The following is a 16,022-nucleotide window of genomic DNA, read 5'->3' as shown; positions in this document are numbered from 1 at the left end:
TGGTCAATAGTGCGCACAGAGGAGTGCAGATGACTCGATCCCCCTGCTCGGCGATGGTTTCGGCGGTCGCTGTTCTCACCCTCGGCGCGGTGGCTCCGGCGCCCGCAGCGGCCGATCCGAGCCCTGCGCCGTGCTCCGGCGCAGACGCTGCCGTGGCGCTCGTCCACGACCTCGCGAGCACTCCGGACGTGTGGTCCGATCTGCGCGCCGACCTCACCGGAGCCGGCTTCTGCACCGTCCCCGTCACCTGGGGCGAACCGGCGGGCACCGATGTCCCGGTCCCCCTCGCCGGCCTGCGGGGCGTCGACGCGGGCGCACGCGACCTGGCCTACGCTCTGGACGAGCTGTGCGGGCAGCGATCGCAGTGCACGGTCGACGTCGTGGCGCACGGCGCCGGTTCCCTCGTCACCCAGCGATACCTGCAGGATCACGGCAACGATCGGGTCCGGTCGCTGACCACGCTCGGTGCGATGTGGCACGGCACGGAGATCGCCGGACTGGCCGCCGCCGAGCAGATCAGCCGCGACCTCGGCACCTACGACGCGGTCCTCGCCCTCGAGAAGCCGCTCGTCGGCCCCCTGTGTGCCGGATGCCGCGAGATCATCGCCGGATCGGATCTCCTACGCAACCTGCACTCACGCGGCGTGCCCACGGCCGGGATCGACTACACCGACATCGTCTCCCGCTGCGACGGACTCGTCGTCCCACCCGAGAACGGGGCGCTGCCCACCTCGACCGTGGTCACGCTTCCCGGGCCGGATCCGTCACCATGCGTTCACCATTGGGCACTCCCCCACGACGGCTCGGCACGCGATGCCGTCCTCACGGCACTGCCCGGTTCGGGCATGTAGTCTCGATTTCGGATCCGATCGAGACGAGGTGACCATCCGTGGCAGAGCAACCGGCGAGGAGTGGTCGCCGGTCGGGCAGACGACCACGGCTGTCCCTCGACGACTGGACCGAGGCGGGTCTGCGCCTGCTGGTCTCCGAAGGACGCAGCGCCGTGAAGATCTCGCGCCTGTGCGACGAACTCGGAGTCACCAAAGGTAGCTTCTACTGGCACTTCTCCGACATCGACGACCTGATGAAGGCCATCGCCACCCGCTACACCTCGCAGGACAACGACGCCGCGCGCGGCCTGACGAACCTCGAAGAACTGCCCGTCGACGAACGGCTCGCCCACATGGGTGCGATGCTCGTCGACGAACGCGCCTGGGAGGCCGAGGTCGCGGTGCGCGAATGGGCGCGCAGCGATCCGCAGGTCGCCGAGTCGGTCCGCGCACTCGACCAGCGCATCATGGCCATCGTCCGAAACTGTTTCCTCGAACTGGGTTTCGACGAGGAAGAAGCGGAGCTGCGTGCCGGCACCCTCGTCTACGCGGGCATCGGCTTCCTCTACGGCCGCGACAGCCTGCCCTCCCCCACGGCCACGCAGATCCAAGAGCTGTTGAAGATCCTGGTCCGCCGCTGATCCCTCTCGGCCCTGGCCCTTCTCCGGCGCCGCTCCCGAGCAGACGATGCCCGGGGTGGATAACTCCACCCCGGGCACCTGCCACCCCGCCACCGTGGTCCTGTCTAGCGCGCCTCGTTCAGCCGATCGACCGCCTCGTCGTAGCCCCGGACGAGTTCGGCCATGATCTCCGCGACGGGACGGATCTCGTTCATCCGCCCCACCACCTGCCCGACCGGCATCGCGACGGCCTCGGGGTCGTCGGCCGCCGACATGCGCTGGTGCGCCTCGCTCACGAGGATGTTCTGTAGCGGCATCGGCAGCGGTTCGGGCGCATCGGGTTTCGACCACGCCTCCGTCCACTTGGTCTTGAGCAGACGCGCGGGCTTGCCCGAGTAGATCCGCGACCGCACGGTGTCGGACGAGCTCGCTCCGAGCAACGCGCGCTGGATCGACGAGGGGCCGTGCGCGGCCGCTCCGAGCTTGTACTCCGAGGTGGTGAGCCAGTACGAACCCATCCACACACCGGAGGCGCCGAGGGCCAGCGCCGCCGCGACCTGCCGTCCCGATCCCACACCGCCGGCGGCAAGCACTGCCGCGGAATCGCCGAGTGCATCGACGATTTCGGGCCACAGCACCATCGACGCGATCTCACCGGTGTGCCCGCCGGCCTCGTAGCCCTGCGCGATCACGATGTCGACACCGTTCTCGACGTGCCGCTTCGCGTGCTCGACCGCACCCGCGAGTGCCGCGACCGGCACCCCCTTCTCGTGCGCGAGGTCGATGACGTCCTTCGGCGGCGATCCCAGTGCGTTGGCGATCAGGGCGGGCCGGTGGGCGAGGGCGACGTCGACGTGCGAGCGCGCGACCGAATGCAGCCAGCCCAGAACACCGCTCGCCTCGCCGACGTCGTCGGACAGCGGCGGCACACCGAGTTCGTCGAGCGTGCGATTGACGAAGGCACGGTGCTCGGCGGGGATCAGTTTGTCGAGGTCCACTGCGGTGCCCTCGGTGGGCACCTTGGCGGGCATCACGATGTCGACGCCGTACGGCTTACCGTCGGTGTTCTCGTCCATCCACGTCAGGACGGCATCGAGTTCCTCCGGGTCGTTGAACCGCACGCACCCGAGGACGCCGAGTCCGCCCGCGCGGCTGATCGCCGCCGCGACGTGTTCGGAGGGCGTGAATCCGAAGATCGGATACTCGATACCGAACTTCTTGCTGAGGCCGGTCTGCATGTGTCCTTCTATCCCGTCGCCGCGGCGCCGTTGCCGTCGCCGTTGTTGTAGACCTCGTCGGCCGGACGCAATCCGGTCTGGTCCTTGGCCCACCGGTAGTCGGGCTTGCCGGCCGGCGACCGCTTGATCTCGTCGACGAACCACACCGCGCGCGGCACCTTGTACCCTGCGATCTTCGACCGTGCCGTCGACATGAGTTCGTCGAGCGTCGTCTGCTCGCCCTCGCGCAGGGCGACGACGGCGGAGACCCGCTCGCCGAAGCGCTCGTCCGGCACACCGACCACCAGGGCGTCGAAGACCGCCGGGTGCTGCTTGAGTGCGCCCTCGACCTCCTCGGGGTAGACCTTCTCGCCGCCGCTGTTGATCGAGACCGAACCGCGGCCGAGCATCGTGACGGTGCCGTCGGCCTCGACGCGTGCGTAGTCGCCGGGGATCGAGTAGCGGATCCCGTTGTACTCGCGGAAGGTCGCCTTGGTCTTGGCCTCGTCCTTGTAGTAGCCGAGCGGGATGTTGCCGGTGCGCGCGACCATGCCGACCTTGCCGGAACCCGGTTCGATCGGGTTGCCGTCGTCGTCGAGGACGGTGGTCGACTCGTCGATCTTCACCGTGGGGCCGCCACCGAGGGTCTTGCCCTTCTCGGCGATACCGATGCCGCCGAAGCCGGTCTCGGACGAACCGATGGAGTCGGTGATGACCTTGCCGGGCAGCAGGTCGAGGAAACGATCCTTGATGGACGGGGAGAACAGAGCGGCGCTCGACGCCATGGCGAACAGCGTCGAGAGGTCGTAGGGCTGACCGGTCTTCGGGTTGCCCTCCTCGAGTGCGTCGAGCATGGGGCGGGCCATCGCGTCGCCGGTGATGAAGATGACGTTGACCTTGTGGTCGTCGATGATGCGCCACACCTCGTGGCCCGAGAACTCGGGGTGCATGATGACCTTGCCGCCGCTGAACAGCGACTGGAACAGCGCCCACTGGGCGCCACCGTGGATCATCGGCGGGATGGGATAGCGCACGAGACCGGGATTCTCGGCGCCCTCCTTCGCCAGCTGCCATTCGTCCTTGACCCACTCGCCGGTCATGAAGTTGATGCCGCCACCGAGGACGCGCCAGACGTCCTCGTGACGCCACATCACGCCCTTGGGGTGGCCGGTGGTGCCACCGGTGTAGAGGATGTAGATGTCGTCGGCGCTACGGTCTTCGAAGTCGCGTTCCGGCGAGCTCTGCGCCAGTGCCGCTTCGTATTCGACGCCGCCGTAGGCCGAGAAGTCGACGTCGGTGCCGTCCTCGACCACCACGACGGTCTTCACCAGCGGTGTGCTCGGGAGGACGTTCGCCACCTTGTCGGAGTACCGGCGTTCGTGGATGAGGGCCACCATGTCGGAGTTGTCGAAGATGTACTGCAACTCGTTCTCGACATAGCGGTAGTTGACGTTGATCATGATGGCGCGGATCTTGAAGACCGCGATCATCGCCTCTACGGCCTCGATGGTGTTCCGGGAGTAGATGCCGACCTTGTCACCCGGCTTCACTCCTTGTTCGCGCAGGTAATGAGCAAGTCGGTTGGCTCGTTCCTCCAGCTGTGCGTAGGTGACCTCACGTCCGTCCGAGGCCAGCGCGACGCGCTCGGGAACGAGGTCGATTGCGTGTTCGACGAGGTCTGCGATGTTTAGGGCCACGCCGACAAAAGTAGAACGTGTTACCGTTTCTGACAAGACCCGAATATGATCCAGTTCACAACACCGCGAGGAGTCCTGCCAGTGTCCGCTACCGAAGCCCCCGGCGCAGCCGATTCGGACATCTCGTCCCGCGAACCGCACTGCCTCGTCGAGCAACGCGGCCACGTCCTGATCGTCACGCTCAATCGGCCCGAAGCACGAAATGCGCTGTCCGGCGAGATGATGGCGATCATGAACGAGACGTGGGACCGCGTCGACAACGATCCCGAGATCCGCGTCGCGATCCTCACCGGCGCCGGTGGCGCGTTCTGCGCGGGTGCCGATCTCAAGGCCATGAATGCAGCGCCTCCCGGAGACAAGTTCGAGCAGGGCGAGCGGAGCGACGGGAATGGCAACGGGGGTGGGTGGGACCTGTCGCGCCTGCCGGCGTTGCTGAAGGGTCGCCGCCTGACGAAGCCGCTGATCGCGGCCGTCGAGGGCGCCGCCATCGCCGGCGGCACCGAGATCCTGCAGGGCACCGACATCCGTGTCGCCGGCGAGAGCGCGAAATTCGGTGTCTCCGAGGCGAAGTGGGGACTGTTCCCGCTCGGCGGATCCGCCGTGCGTCTCGTCCGGCAGATCCCGTACACGATCGCCGCCGACATCCTGCTCACCGGCCGCCACATCAAGGCCGCCGAGGCCAAGGAGATCGGGCTCATCGGTTACGTCGTCCCTGACGGCACCGCACTCGACAAGGCCCTCGAGATCGCCGAGACGATCGCGAACAACGGCCCGGTCGCGGTGCAGGCCATCCTCCGGACCATCCGCAACTCGGAAGGTCTGCACGAGGAGGAGGCATTCCGGATCGACGCCGAGCTCGGTGCCGCCGTCTTCAAGAGCGCAGACGCCAAAGAGGGTCCGCGGGCATTCGCCGAGAAGCGTGCCCCGAAGTTCACCGGCTCCTGACCTGCGCCGCTGTGGACCGCGCTCCCATCCGTGAGAGCGCGGTCACAGTCATGTCATTAGCTCTGCTACATTGCCTGCTGTGACCCACAACACAAGGCCACAGCGTTCGCCGAGGTAATGAGGAGCCCATGTATCCAGGAGTCCACGCCCGCACCGCCCCGGACAAGCTCGCCGTCGTCCTGGCCGACAGCGGCCGGAGCCTGACCTACCGCGAACTCGACGACCGGTCGGCAGCGCTCGCCCGAGTGCTGCACGATGCCGGGCTCCGCTCCGGCGACGTCGTCGCCCTCCTCACCGAGAACCTGCCGGAGGCCTTCGAGGTATTCTGGGCCGCAATGCGGTCCGGGTTGTACATCACGGCGGTCAACAGTCATCTCACCGCCGGCGAGGTGGCGTACATCGTCGAGGACAGCGGCGCCAAGGCCCTGATCGTGTCGGCCACACTGGGCGATCTCTCCGAGCAGGTCGGCGAGAAGGTCACGATCGGTTCCGCGCGACTCGCGTTCGGCGGCGCCGTGCGCGGTTTCGAGTCGTACGAGGACGCCCTCGCCGCGGCCGGTCCACGGCTCGACGAGGAGCCGTGCGGCGCCATCATGCTGTACTCGTCCGGAACCACGGGCTTCCCCAAGGGAATCCAGCCGGATCTCCCGGAACGTCGCGTCGACGAACCCGGTGAGCCGCTGGTGACGGTGGCGCAGTTCCTCTTCGGCCTCACCGACTCCGACGTCTACTACTCCCCCGCCCCGATCTATCACGCAGCGCCTCTGCGCTGGGGTGGGGCGATCCACGCGCTCGGCGGCACGGTGGTCCTCGCCGAGAAGTTCGACGCCGAGACCGCACTCCGGCACATCGAGGAGCACAAGATCACCGCCGGGCAGATGGTGCCGACGATGTTCGTGCGCATGCTCAAGCTCGACGACGAAATCCGCGCCCGCCACGACCTGTCGAGTCTGCGCGTGCTCGTTCACGCCGCCGCGCCGTGCCCGCCGGAGGTCAAGCGGGCGATGATCGACTGGCTCGGACCGGTGATCTACGAGTACTACAGCTCCACCGAGGCCAACGGGATCACGTTCATCAACAGTCAGGAATGGCTCGAACACCCGGGTTCGGTCGGTAAGAGTGTGCTCGGGCCCGCGCACATCTGCGACGAGGAAGGGCGCGAACTTCCGGCCGGCGAGGTGGGGACGATCTATCTCGAGTACGAGAAGGTTCCGTTCTCGTACCACAACGATCCCGAGAAGACCGCGGCGTCGCAGCATCCCGAGCACCCCACCTGGACCACGGTCGGCGACCTCGGTTATCTCGACGAGGACGGTTACCTGTATCTGACCGACCGCAAGTCGTTCACGATCATCTCCGGCAGGGTGAACATCTATCCGCAGGAGATCGAGAACGTCCTCGCCCTGCATCCGGCCGTCGAGGACGTCGCCGTGATCGGCGTGCCGCATCCGGAGATGGGCGAGGAGGTCAAGGCCGTCGTGCAGGTGTCGTCCGGTGCCACCGCATCACCCGATCTCGCCGACGAGCTCATCGCATACGTGCGCGAACGGGTCGCCCACTTCAAGGTGCCGCGGTCGGTGGACTTCGTCGACGAACTGCCCCGCACCCCCACGGGCAAGCTGGTGAAGGGCAAGCTGAAGGCGGCCTACGCCTCCTGACGTCCGCACGCGGCGGGCGGAAACCGTCCTCACGGAACGGTTTCCGCCCGTTGTCGCGCTCAGCGCAACACCACGGTCTAACGGAGCACCACGTCGGCGATCGTGCGAACCTGATCGACGTCGCGACAACCGACCAGCAGCATCGTCACGCCGGCCTCCTCCCACCGCTTCACACCTTCGCGCACCTCGTCGACGTCGCCGACGATCATCGTCTCGGTGATCATCTCGTCCGGGATCACGGCGGCCGCCTCGTCCTTGCGACCGGCACGGAACAGCGCGGTCACCTCCTCGACCACGGCGTCGTACCCCATCCGCCGGTAGACCTGCGCGTGGAAGTTCAACTCGGGCGCGCCCATTCCCCCGACGTACAGCGCCGTCACCGGTTTCATCGCCGCGATGGTCGCCGCACGGTCGTCGGTGACGACCACCTGGCAGGTCGCGGCGATCTCGAAGTCCTCGCGGGTGCGCCGGGCACCCGGCCGGGCGAACCCCTCGTCGAGCCACTCGTCGTACATCGACGCCAGCCGCGGGGTGTAGTAGATCGCGAGCCAGCCGTCGGCGATCTCGGCGGTGAGCGCGACGTTCTTCGGGCCTTCGGCACCGATCCAGATCGGGATGTCCGACCGCAAGGGATGCGTGATGGGCTTGAGCGGTTTGCCGAGCCCGGTGGAGCCGGCGCCCGCATAGGGCAGCGGGAAGTGCGGTCCGTCGCTGGTCACCGGTTCTTCGCGCGCGAGCACCTTGCGGATCACGTCGACGTACTCGCGGGTGCGCGCGAGGGGCTTCGCGAACGGCTGCCCGTACCAGCCCTCCACCACCTGCGGCCCCGAGACGCCGAGGCCGAGGATGTGCCGGCCACCCGAGAGGTGATCGAGTGTGAGCGCGTGCATCGCGCAACTCGTCGGTGTGCGCGCAGAGATCTGCACGACGGACGTGCCGAGCCGCACCCGCTCGGTGGACGAGCCCCACCACGCGAGCGGAGTGAACGCATCGGACCCCCACGATTCGGCGGCGAAGACGGCGTCGAATCCTTCGGCCTCGGCCGCAGCAACGAGTTCCGGTGCGTTCGGGGGTGGCTGAGCACCCCAGTAACCGAGTTGCAGTCCCAGTCTCATTGGACGCCTTTCCTGTCGGACGAATCGCGGCGAGGTGCAGTTCGCGCGCCGCTCTTGCCAGCAACACTAGAACCTGTTCTACTCGAAATTGTGAGCCTGGGAAAGAGCGCGGTTGCCGAGCCACCGCTGAGCGCACCGCTGAATCTGAAGTTCGACTACACGCGATCCACCGGACCGACCGTCGGAGCCTTCGTCACCGGACTGCGCGACGGCCGCATTCTCGGCGCGCGCGGATCCGACGGACGGGTCCTCGTCCCGCCCCCCGAATTCGACGCGGCCACCCATGAACCGCTCACCGATTTCGTCGAGGTCGGACAGACCGGCACCGTGGTGAGCTGGACGTGGAACGCCGAGCCGTTGCCCGGACAGCCGTTCGACCGGCCGTTCGCGTGGGCGCTGATCCGTCTCGACGGAGCCGACACGACGCTGCTGCACGCGGTCGACGTCGCGTCCGCGGACGAGATCGCGACGGGTCTGCGCGTGCGGGTGCGCTGGGCCGCCGAGCGCACCGGCGACATCCACGACATCGAGGCGTTCGAACCCGGCGAGTCGACCCTCACCGTGGATGCGGGCGACGGCGAACCGGTCACCATGATCACCACCCCCGTCGACCTGCACTACCGCCATTCGGCCTCCCCCGAGGAGTCCTGGTACCTGCGAGGACTGAAGGAAGGCAAGATCATCGGTGGTCGCACCGGGCCGGGCGGCAAGGTCTACGTGCCGCCGCGCGGTGCGAGCCCGACCGACGGCGTGCCCACCAAGGAACCGGTGGAGGTCTCCGACAAGGGCATCGTCACCACCTTCTGCATCGTCAACGTCCCGTTCATGGGCCAGCAGATCAAGCCGCCCTACGTCGCCGCCTACGTGCTGCTCGACGGCGCCGACATCCCCTTCCTGCACCTGATCCTCGAGTGCGACGCCTCCGAGGTGCGGATGGGCATGCGCGTCGAGGCCAAGTGGCGTCCGCGCGAGGAGTGGGACCACACGCTACGCAACATCGAGTACTTCCGGCCCACCGGTGAACCCGACGCCGACTACGACACCTTCAAACACCACCTCTAGGAGCAGCGGACACCATGACAGACATTGCAGTCGTCGGCTTCGCACATGCTCCGCACGTGCGCGAGACGTTCGGCACCACCAACGGCGTCGAGATGCTCGTCCCGTGCTTCCAGGAGCTGTACGACAAGCTCGGCATCACCAAGTCCGACATCGGATTCTGGTGCTCGGGTTCCTCCGATTACCTTGCCGGACGCGCGTTCTCGTTCATCTCGGCGATCGACGCGATCGGTGCGGTCCCGCCCATCAACGAGTCGCATGTCGAGATGGACGCGGCCTGGGCGCTCTACGAGGCGTGGGTCAAGCTCATCACCGGTGAGGTCGACACCGCCCTCGTCTACGGCTTCGGCAAGTCCTCGGCCGGCACCCTGCGGCGCACCCTCTCCCTGCAGCTCGATCCGTACCTCGTGGCACCGCTCGGCGTCGACTCCGTCTCACTCGCCGGCCTGCAGGCCCGCATGGGTCTCGACTCCGGCAAGTGGACCGACCGCGAGATGGCCGAGGTCGCGGTGCGCAGCCGCGCGGCCGCGAAGAACAACCCGAAGGCCCAGCTCTCGGGTGATCTCGACATCGAGGACCTGCTCTCGCAGCCGTACATCGCCGATCCGCTGCGCAAGCACGACTGCGCTCCGGTCACCGACGGTGCCGCCGCGATCGTCCTCGCGAGCGGCGACCGGGCCCGCGAGCTGTGCGAGAACCCCGCGTGGATCACCGGGATCGAACATCGCACCGACTCACCGAACTTCGGCTCGCTCGACCTCACGGTGTCGGCCTCCGCACGGGCTGCCGCGCAGGCGGTCACCGGTGGCGACACCGCCTTCGACGTCGCCGAACTGCACGCGCCGTTCACGCATCAGGAGCTCATCCTCCGCGAGGCGATCGGCCTGGACGATTCGACGACGATCAACCCGTCCGGCGGACCGCTGACGGGCAACCCGATGTTCTCCGGCGGTCTCGAGCGCATCGGTTACGCAGCGCAGGCGATCATGGACGGCACGGCCGGACGTGCACTCGCGCATGCGACGAGCGGTGCTGTGCTGCAACAGAATCTGGTAGCCGTTCTGGAGGGACGCAACTGATGGCGAAGCAACCCGCAGCTGTCCTCGGAACCGGGCAGACCCACTACGTCGCCAAGCGGCACGACGTGTCGATGTCCGGCCTCGTCCGCGAGGCGATCGACCGAGCCATGGCAGACGCCCAGGTGGGCTGGGACGACATCGACGCCGTCGTGATCGGCAAGGCCCCCGACCTGTTCGAGGGCGTCATGATGCCCGAACTGTCGATGGTCGACGCCATCGGCGCCACGGGCAAGCCGATGCTGCGCGTGCACACCGCCGGGTCCGTCGGGGGCTCGACGGCGAACGTCGCGGCAAGCCTCGTACAGGCCGGTGTGCACCGCCGGGTGCTCGCGGTGGCCTGGGAGAAGCAGTCCGAGTCGAACGCGATGTGGGCGCTGTCCACACCGGTCCCGTTCACCATGCCGGTCGGTGCCGGTGCGGGCGGCTACTTCGCGCCGCACGTCCGTTCGTACATCCGCCGGTCCGGCGCGCCCGAGCACATCGGAGCGATGGTCGCGGTCAAGGACCGTCTCAACGGCGCCAAGAATCCGTACGCCCATCTGAAGCAGCCCGAGATCACCCTGGAGAAGGTGCAGGCCTCGCAGATGCTGTGGGACCCGATCCGGTACGACGAGACGTGCCCGTCGTCCGACGGTGCGTGCGCAGTCGTGCTCGGCGACGAGGACACCGCGAAGGCCGCCGAGCAGTCGGGCCGCAAGGTGGCCTGGATCCACGCCACCGCGATGCGCACCGAACCGACCACCTATGCCGGTCGCGACCAGGTCAATCCGGAGGCCGGCCGGGTCGCCGCCGCGGCGCTGTGGAAGCAGGCCGGTATCACCGATCCGCTCACCGAGATCGACTGCGCCGAGATCTACGTGCCGTTCTCGTGGTTCGAGCCGATGTGGCTCGAGAATCTCGGCTTCACCCCCGAGGGTTCGGGCTGGAAGCTCACCGAGGCCGGCGAGACGGCCATCGGCGGCCAGTTGCCGATCAACATGTCCGGCGGCGTGCTCTGCTCCAACCCGATCGGTGCGTCGGGCATGATCCGCTTCGCCGAGGCCGCGATCCAGGTGATGGGCAAGGCGGGAGACCACCAGGTGGACGGTGCCCGCAAGGCGCTCGGCCACGCCTACGGTGGTGGCTCGCAGTACTTCTCGATGTGGGTCGTGGGCTCCGACCGGCCCACGAACTAGGAGGCGGGCATGGTCTCGTTCACCGTCGGGGTCGCGATGACCCCGCTCGACCAGCTCACCGGCATCGCGCAGACCGCCGAGAAGTGCGGATACACGTCGATCGCCCTGCCCGACTCCCTGTTCTACATGGAGAAGCAGACGGTCGACTATCCGTACACCCCCGACGGTTCGCGGATGTGGACACCCGACACCCCGTGGGTCGATCCGCTCATCGCCGCGGCGTCCATGGCGGCCGCCACGTCGACGATCCGGTTCTACACGCAGGTGCTCAAACTCGGCTCGCGCAATCCGGTGTTGCTGGCCCGGCAGGTCGGTTCGGTCGCCAATCTCACCGGCAACCGGTTCGGTCTCGGTGTCGGGATCGGATGGGCGCCGGAGGAATTCGAGTGGTGCGGCGTCCCGTACGCCAAGCGCGGCAAGCGCGTGGACGAGATGATCGACGTGCTGAAGCTGATCCTCGGCGGTGGCATGGTCGAGCACCACGGCGAGTTCTACGATTTCGACCGGCTCCAGATGAGCCCCGCCCCCACCGAGCCGGTGCCGTTCTACGTCGGTGGGCACACCGATGTGGCGCTGCGGCGCGCGGCCCGGGTCGGGGATGGTTGGACGTCGGCGATGATCAAGTACGACGATCTCGTCGAGGTCATCACGCGCCTGCGCGAGTTGCGTGCCGAGTACGGCCGCAGCGACGAGCCGTTCGAGATCCAGGCCGTGTGCGTCGACAGGTTCGGCAGCTCCGGTTATGCCGAACTCGCCGACGCCGGGGTCACCGACATCATCGTGGTGCCGTGGATCTTCGACGGGCACGGATTCGACTCGCCGCTCGAGGCGAAGCAGGAATCGCTACGGAAGTTCGCCGACAAGTACATCCACGGAAAGGACGCGGCATGAGCGAGGAACATCCGGCGCGCGTGGCGGCCCGGGCGTCGCAGACGGCGGCGAGCGGGAAACGCAAGGACGAGTGGCTCGCGCTGTTCGCCGAGGATGCGTGCGTCGAAGATCCCGTCGGCCCGTCCGGTTTCGATCCCGAGGGCAAAGGACACCACGGGCACGAGGCGATCGCGAAGTTCTACGACATGACCATCGCGAACACCGACAAGCTCGAGTTCCTCGTCGACGACGTGCTGGTGTGCGGCGACGAATGCGTCAACATCGGCACGATCCGCACGACGATGGCGGGCAATCTCATCGACGCGGAGGGCGTGTTCGTCTACCGGGTCGACGGCGGCGGGAAGATCGTGTCGCTGCGTGCGTTCTGGGAAGTGGATCGCGCGATGAAGACTCTGCGACCGGTCTCGTAGCATCGGCGGTATGCCGACCGCCGGAATCGTTCTCGCAGCAGGGGACGGCTCGCGGTTGGGTGGACGCGCGAAGGCGTTGCTCCCCCACCGTGGCCGTCCTCTGCTGCATACCGTCGTCGATGCGCTGCTCGGCGGTGGTTGCGACGAGGTCGTGGTGGTGGTCGGTGCGTTCGGCGACGAGGTCGCCGCAGCCTGTCCGGCCGGCGCCACGGCGGTGCACAATCCCGACTGGTCCGACGGCATGTCGACCTCCCTGCGCCGCGGGGTGGACGCGGCGCGCACCCACGACCGGGTCGCGCTCACCGTCGTCGACTTTCCCGGCATCACGGCCGATCTGGTGCGCCACGTCCTGGCTGAGCACCGGCCGGGCACGGTCACGCTCCCCGTCTTCGAGGATCGTCCCGGTCACCCGGTGGTGTTCGACCTCGCCGACGCGTTCACTGCCGCCGAGGAGGCCACCGGCGACGAGGGCGCGCGGTCCTTCCTCACCCGCAATCGTGACCGCGTGCAGCGTCTCGACTGCACCGGGCTCGGCGACCCCGGAGACGTCGACACCTCCGAGGATCTTCGCCGCCTGACCTGACCGCGTCGCCGTCCGGCGTGTCGGCGTCGCGTCCCGGTGACCGCTCGGAGAAGGTAGGGGGTGCTCTCCTGGATTCTCTACGCGCTCGCAGCCGTCGGCAGTTTCACCGCCGGAACCGTCCTCGCCGCGCCGAGCGTCGACACCTATCCACTCGATACCGGGTTCGGATTCGGTGCCGTGGAGACTTCGGGTATCACCGCGTCTGCCACGGGAGCGCTGGTCACCGTGTTGATCACGCTGTGGTTACGCCACCGGGTGGGCGCGCTCGTCACCGTCGTGGCCGGAGCCGCACTCGTGGCGGTTGTCGCCATGCCGGGTGCGTGGCGGTTCGACATGTACGTCTCGGCGGTCGGTGCAGGCCTGGTGCTCGGTGCCCTCGTCGTCTGCTGCGCCCGAATCGCGGGCACCCGACTCCCCGCGGTGATGACCGGTGGCGTCGTCGCCGCGCTGCTCACCGCAGAACCCATCGCGGAATACCGGGAGTTCGCGGCCTCCTCGCCCGGAAGCGCCGTGTACCTCGAGGTGTCGGCGCAGCCCGCCAACGCGGTGTGGACGGTTCTCTCGGCGACTGTCATCGCGGTGGCAACAGCGGCTCTCGTGATGCGTGCCGGTGCTCCCGCTTCGGTCGACGAACGACGATGGGATGTGAGGGAAACGGTGGTCGGTATCGGCCTACCGCTCGTTGCCGTCGTGCTGTATCGGTCTCTTCACAGTGCCGTGTGGTCTCCGGATGCGAATCCCGGCGGGAACGGACGATGGCTGTGGGGCATCGTCGCTGTCCCACTTGTGATCGGTGCTGCCCTGTGGCTGCGCGAGAGAATCGGATCGGTCCTGCTCGCCGCCTTCGCCGTGGCCGTCGCCGCGGGTACCGCTCCCTCGTGGATACCCGGCGGATGGTTCCTGCCGGCCGTGATGGTCGTGCTCGCCGCCGTCGGCGCGTGGCTGGGCCGTCGCGCGCCGATGCCGATGGCCGGAGTGGGCGTGCTCGCGTTCGTCACGATCACGGCGATCTTCACTCGTACGCCCTGGGACAACGTCCACCTCCTGGCGACCCTCTTCGTTCTTCCGGTGGCAGCCGCGTACACGATCAGCGCGGCACTACCGTCGACGAGCGCGGTCACCGCCGCCTCCTTCTCGCTGCCCGCCGTGATGGCGTTGCCTCTGCTCACCCGATTCGGATGGACCGCCTACACGCCTCTCACCGGTTCCCCGTCCGGGTGGGCGCCGGACTCGTGGACGGTTCTGACGACCGGTGTATCGGTAGCCGGTGTGCTCGCGACGGGGGCCGCGATGTGGTGGATCGCCCGCAGGTCCGAGGCCCGGTAGACGACACGGGATGTGCGAGGTCCCCGGCGCGCAGGGGTGGCCGGGGACCTCGATGTTCGGTTCGGTCGGTGTTCGGTTCGGTCAGTGCTGGACCGGGCACCCACCCGAGGTCTTGTAGTCGACCTGGAACTCCTTGATGCCGTTGAGCCAGCCCGACCGCAGACGGTGCGGGTCGCCGATCTTGGTGATGTCGGGGATGTGATCGGCGATGGCGTTGAAGATCAGGTCGATCTCCATGCGGGCGAGGTTCGCGCCGAGGCAGTAGTGCGCACCGGTGCCACCGAAGGCGAGGTGCGGGTTGGGATCCCGGAGAATATCGAACTCGCGGGGGTTCTCGAACACCTCTTCGTCGTTGTTGGCCGAGGCGTACAGCATGACCACGCGCTCGCCCTTGCGGATCGTCTGTCCGCCGAGCTCGGTGTCCTCGAGCGCCGTGCGCTGAAACGAGGTGACCGGGGTGGCCCAGCGGATGATCTCGTCGGCGGCGGTCTTCGGCCGGTCGCGCTTGAAGATCTCCCACTGCTCGGGGTTGTCGAGGAAGGCCGCCATGCCGTGGGTGATGGCGTTGCGGGTGGTCTCGTTGCCAGCCACCGCGAGGACGATGAAGAAGAAGCCGAACTCCTCGGGAGCCAGCTCGTCGCCGTCGATGTCGGCCTCGATGAGGGTGGTGACGATGTCGTCGGCCGGGTTCTCCTTGCGGGCGGCGGCCATCTGGTAGGCGTAGCCCAGCACCTCCATGGAGGCGGCCGCCGGATCGGCGGTGTTGTCCGGGTCGTCGTAGCCCGTCATCTGGTTGGACCACTCGAAGATCTTCGCGCGGTCCTCCTGCGGGACGCCGATGAGATCGGCGATCGCCTGCAGCGGCAGTTCCGCGGCGATCTGCGTGACGAAGTCACCCTGACCGGCCTGGCAGGCCTCCTGGACGATCATCTTGGAGCGACGGTCGAGCTCGTCGCGCAGGCCGTTGATCGCACGGGGCGTGAAGCCTCGGGCGACGAGTTTGCGCAGCTTGGTGTGCTCGGGGGCGTCCTTGTTGAGCAGGACGTGGCGCTGCAGTTCGATGGCCTCGCGCGGAATGTCGTCGTTGAACCGCGGAATCGCAGTGTTCTCCCAGTTGGAGAACACGTCGCTCCGGCGGGAGACCTCACGGACCTCCTCGTGCCGGGAGACAACCCAGAAACCCTCGTCGTGGAAACCACCGACGTCGGGAGACTTCTTGTTCCACCACACCGGTGCCGTCTTGCGCAGTTCCGCGAACTCTTCGAACGGCATACGGTCTGCGTACAGATCGGGATCGGTGAAGTCGATGTCTTCGGGGATGTTCGGCTGCGCCACTGATATCTCTCCTGCCCTGGCGAGTACCGCTCGCGTGATTTGTAACACGTTCTAGAACCATTCAAACACAGGTGCGCCGTGC

15 protein-coding genes are annotated in these 16,022 nt (G+C 67.6%); 11 read left to right on the top strand and 4 right to left on the bottom strand.

The features are described 5' to 3' along the window. The first annotated feature begins 29 nt into the window (after positions 1-29). Positions 30-851, top strand: coding sequence for an esterase/lipase family protein (locus ACPCXD_RS09420; RefSeq protein WP_423659324.1), 822 nt, complete (start codon positions 30-32; stop codon positions 849-851). Positions 852-889: 38 nt separating this feature from the next. Beyond that, entirely contained in the window at positions 890-1,471 is a 582-nt protein-coding gene (locus ACPCXD_RS09415) for a TetR/AcrR family transcriptional regulator (RefSeq protein WP_229566973.1), read from the top strand. A gap of 104 nt (positions 1,472-1,575) precedes the next feature. Here the strand turns inward: ACPCXD_RS09415 and ACPCXD_RS09410 are convergent, their stop codons facing one another. Beyond that, entirely contained in the window at positions 1,576-2,688 is a 1,113-nt protein-coding gene (locus tag ACPCXD_RS09410; RefSeq protein ID WP_160873698.1) for an NAD(P)H-dependent flavin oxidoreductase, read from the bottom strand. 8 nt (positions 2,689-2,696) lie between these two features. Continuing rightward, complete coding sequence (locus tag ACPCXD_RS09405; RefSeq protein WP_160873697.1) at positions 2,697-4,364, bottom strand: acyl-CoA synthetase; 1,668 nt, start codon at positions 4,362-4,364, stop codon at positions 2,697-2,699. Between the two features lie 45 nt (positions 4,365-4,409). On the opposite strand from ACPCXD_RS09405, the gene ACPCXD_RS09400 reads away from it, so the two are divergent. Next, a complete protein-coding gene (locus tag ACPCXD_RS09400; RefSeq protein WP_229566971.1) occupies positions 4,410-5,309 on the top strand; it encodes a crotonase/enoyl-CoA hydratase family protein in 900 nt (299 codons plus the stop codon). A 128-nt stretch (positions 5,310-5,437) separates the two neighbouring features. Next, positions 5,438-6,967, top strand: coding sequence for an AMP-binding protein (locus ACPCXD_RS09395; RefSeq protein WP_423659321.1), 1,530 nt, complete (start codon positions 5,438-5,440; stop codon positions 6,965-6,967). Between the two features lie 77 nt (positions 6,968-7,044). On the opposite strand, the gene ACPCXD_RS09390 is transcribed toward ACPCXD_RS09395, so the two are convergent. Then, a complete protein-coding gene (locus tag ACPCXD_RS09390) occupies positions 7,045-8,082 on the bottom strand; it encodes an LLM class F420-dependent oxidoreductase (RefSeq protein ID WP_160873694.1) in 1,038 nt (345 codons plus the stop codon). 90 nt (positions 8,083-8,172) lie between these two features. Between ACPCXD_RS09390 and ACPCXD_RS09385 the strand changes: the two genes are divergently transcribed. Genes ACPCXD_RS09385 through ACPCXD_RS09355 form a run of 7 tightly spaced genes read left to right on the top strand, consistent with a single transcriptional unit; the run spans position 8,173 to position 14,605 of the window. Then, entirely contained in the window at positions 8,173-9,144 is a 972-nt protein-coding gene (locus ACPCXD_RS09385) for a Zn-ribbon domain-containing OB-fold protein (RefSeq protein ID WP_160873693.1), read from the top strand. A 14-nt stretch (positions 9,145-9,158) separates the two neighbouring features. Then, positions 9,159-10,220 (top strand): thiolase family protein, encoded by a 1,062-nt coding sequence (locus ACPCXD_RS09380; protein ID WP_060653743.1) that lies wholly within the window; start codon positions 9,159-9,161, stop codon positions 10,218-10,220. Then, a complete protein-coding gene (locus tag ACPCXD_RS09375; protein WP_120281367.1) occupies positions 10,220-11,395 on the top strand; it encodes a thiolase family protein in 1,176 nt (391 codons plus the stop codon). The genes ACPCXD_RS09380 and ACPCXD_RS09375 overlap by 1 nt, the downstream gene beginning before the upstream one ends. Before the next feature lie 9 nt (positions 11,396-11,404). Next, positions 11,405-12,286 carry a TIGR03619 family F420-dependent LLM class oxidoreductase gene (locus tag ACPCXD_RS09370; RefSeq protein ID WP_229566969.1) on the top strand — a complete coding sequence of 294 codons (882 nt, stop codon included), beginning with the start codon at positions 11,405-11,407 and terminating at the stop codon, positions 12,284-12,286. Further along, positions 12,283-12,696 carry a nuclear transport factor 2 family protein gene (locus tag ACPCXD_RS09365; RefSeq protein ID WP_229566968.1) on the top strand — a complete coding sequence of 138 codons (414 nt, stop codon included), beginning with the start codon at positions 12,283-12,285 and terminating at the stop codon, positions 12,694-12,696. The genes ACPCXD_RS09370 and ACPCXD_RS09365 overlap by 4 nt, the downstream gene beginning before the upstream one ends. Positions 12,697-12,706: 10 nt before the next feature. Next, positions 12,707-13,279, top strand: coding sequence for a nucleotidyltransferase family protein (locus tag ACPCXD_RS09360; RefSeq protein ID WP_229566967.1), 573 nt, complete (start codon positions 12,707-12,709; stop codon positions 13,277-13,279). A 60-nt stretch (positions 13,280-13,339) separates the two neighbouring features. Continuing rightward, complete coding sequence (locus tag ACPCXD_RS09355) at positions 13,340-14,605, top strand: hypothetical protein (protein ID WP_229566966.1); 1,266 nt, start codon at positions 13,340-13,342, stop codon at positions 14,603-14,605. 81 nt (positions 14,606-14,686) lie between these two features. Here ACPCXD_RS09355 and ACPCXD_RS09350 read toward each other — a convergent pair whose 3' ends face one another. Further along, complete coding sequence (locus ACPCXD_RS09350) at positions 14,687-15,940, bottom strand: cytochrome P450 (RefSeq protein ID WP_016694670.1); 1,254 nt, start codon at positions 15,938-15,940, stop codon at positions 14,687-14,689. Positions 15,941-16,022: the final 82 nt, after the last annotated feature.

Origin of the sequence: Rhodococcus sp. AB351, from assembly GCF_049538275.1 — a bacterium.
Taxonomy (GTDB): Bacteria; Actinomycetota; Actinomycetes; order Mycobacteriales; family Mycobacteriaceae; genus Rhodococcus.
This window is presented reverse-complemented; position numbering and strand designations above follow the sequence as displayed.

Excerpts from the sequence above, each read along its gene's own strand:
- ACPCXD_RS09420 (WP_423659324.1), top strand. The coding sequence starts at position 30 with ATGACTCGATCCCCCTGCTCGGCGATGGTTTCGGCGGTCGCTGTTCTC.
- ACPCXD_RS09410 (WP_160873698.1), bottom strand. The coding sequence starts at position 2,688 with ATGCAGACCGGCCTCAGCAAGAAGTTCGGTATCGAGTATCCGATCTTC.
- ACPCXD_RS09400 (WP_229566971.1), top strand. The coding sequence starts at position 4,410 with ATGATCCAGTTCACAACACCGCGAGGAGTCCTGCCAGTGTCCGCTACC.
- ACPCXD_RS09395 (WP_423659321.1), top strand. The coding sequence starts at position 5,438 with ATGTATCCAGGAGTCCACGCCCGCACCGCCCCGGACAAGCTCGCCGTC.
- ACPCXD_RS09390 (WP_160873694.1), bottom strand. The coding sequence starts at position 8,082 with ATGAGACTGGGACTGCAACTCGGTTACTGGGGTGCTCAGCCACCCCCG.
- ACPCXD_RS09380 (WP_060653743.1), top strand. The coding sequence starts at position 9,159 with ATGACAGACATTGCAGTCGTCGGCTTCGCACATGCTCCGCACGTGCGC.
- ACPCXD_RS09375 (WP_120281367.1), top strand. The coding sequence starts at position 10,220 with ATGGCGAAGCAACCCGCAGCTGTCCTCGGAACCGGGCAGACCCACTAC.
- ACPCXD_RS09370 (WP_229566969.1), top strand. The coding sequence starts at position 11,405 with ATGGTCTCGTTCACCGTCGGGGTCGCGATGACCCCGCTCGACCAGCTC.
- ACPCXD_RS09365 (WP_229566968.1), top strand. The coding sequence starts at position 12,283 with ATGAGCGAGGAACATCCGGCGCGCGTGGCGGCCCGGGCGTCGCAGACG.
- ACPCXD_RS09360 (WP_229566967.1), top strand. The coding sequence starts at position 12,707 with ATGCCGACCGCCGGAATCGTTCTCGCAGCAGGGGACGGCTCGCGGTTG.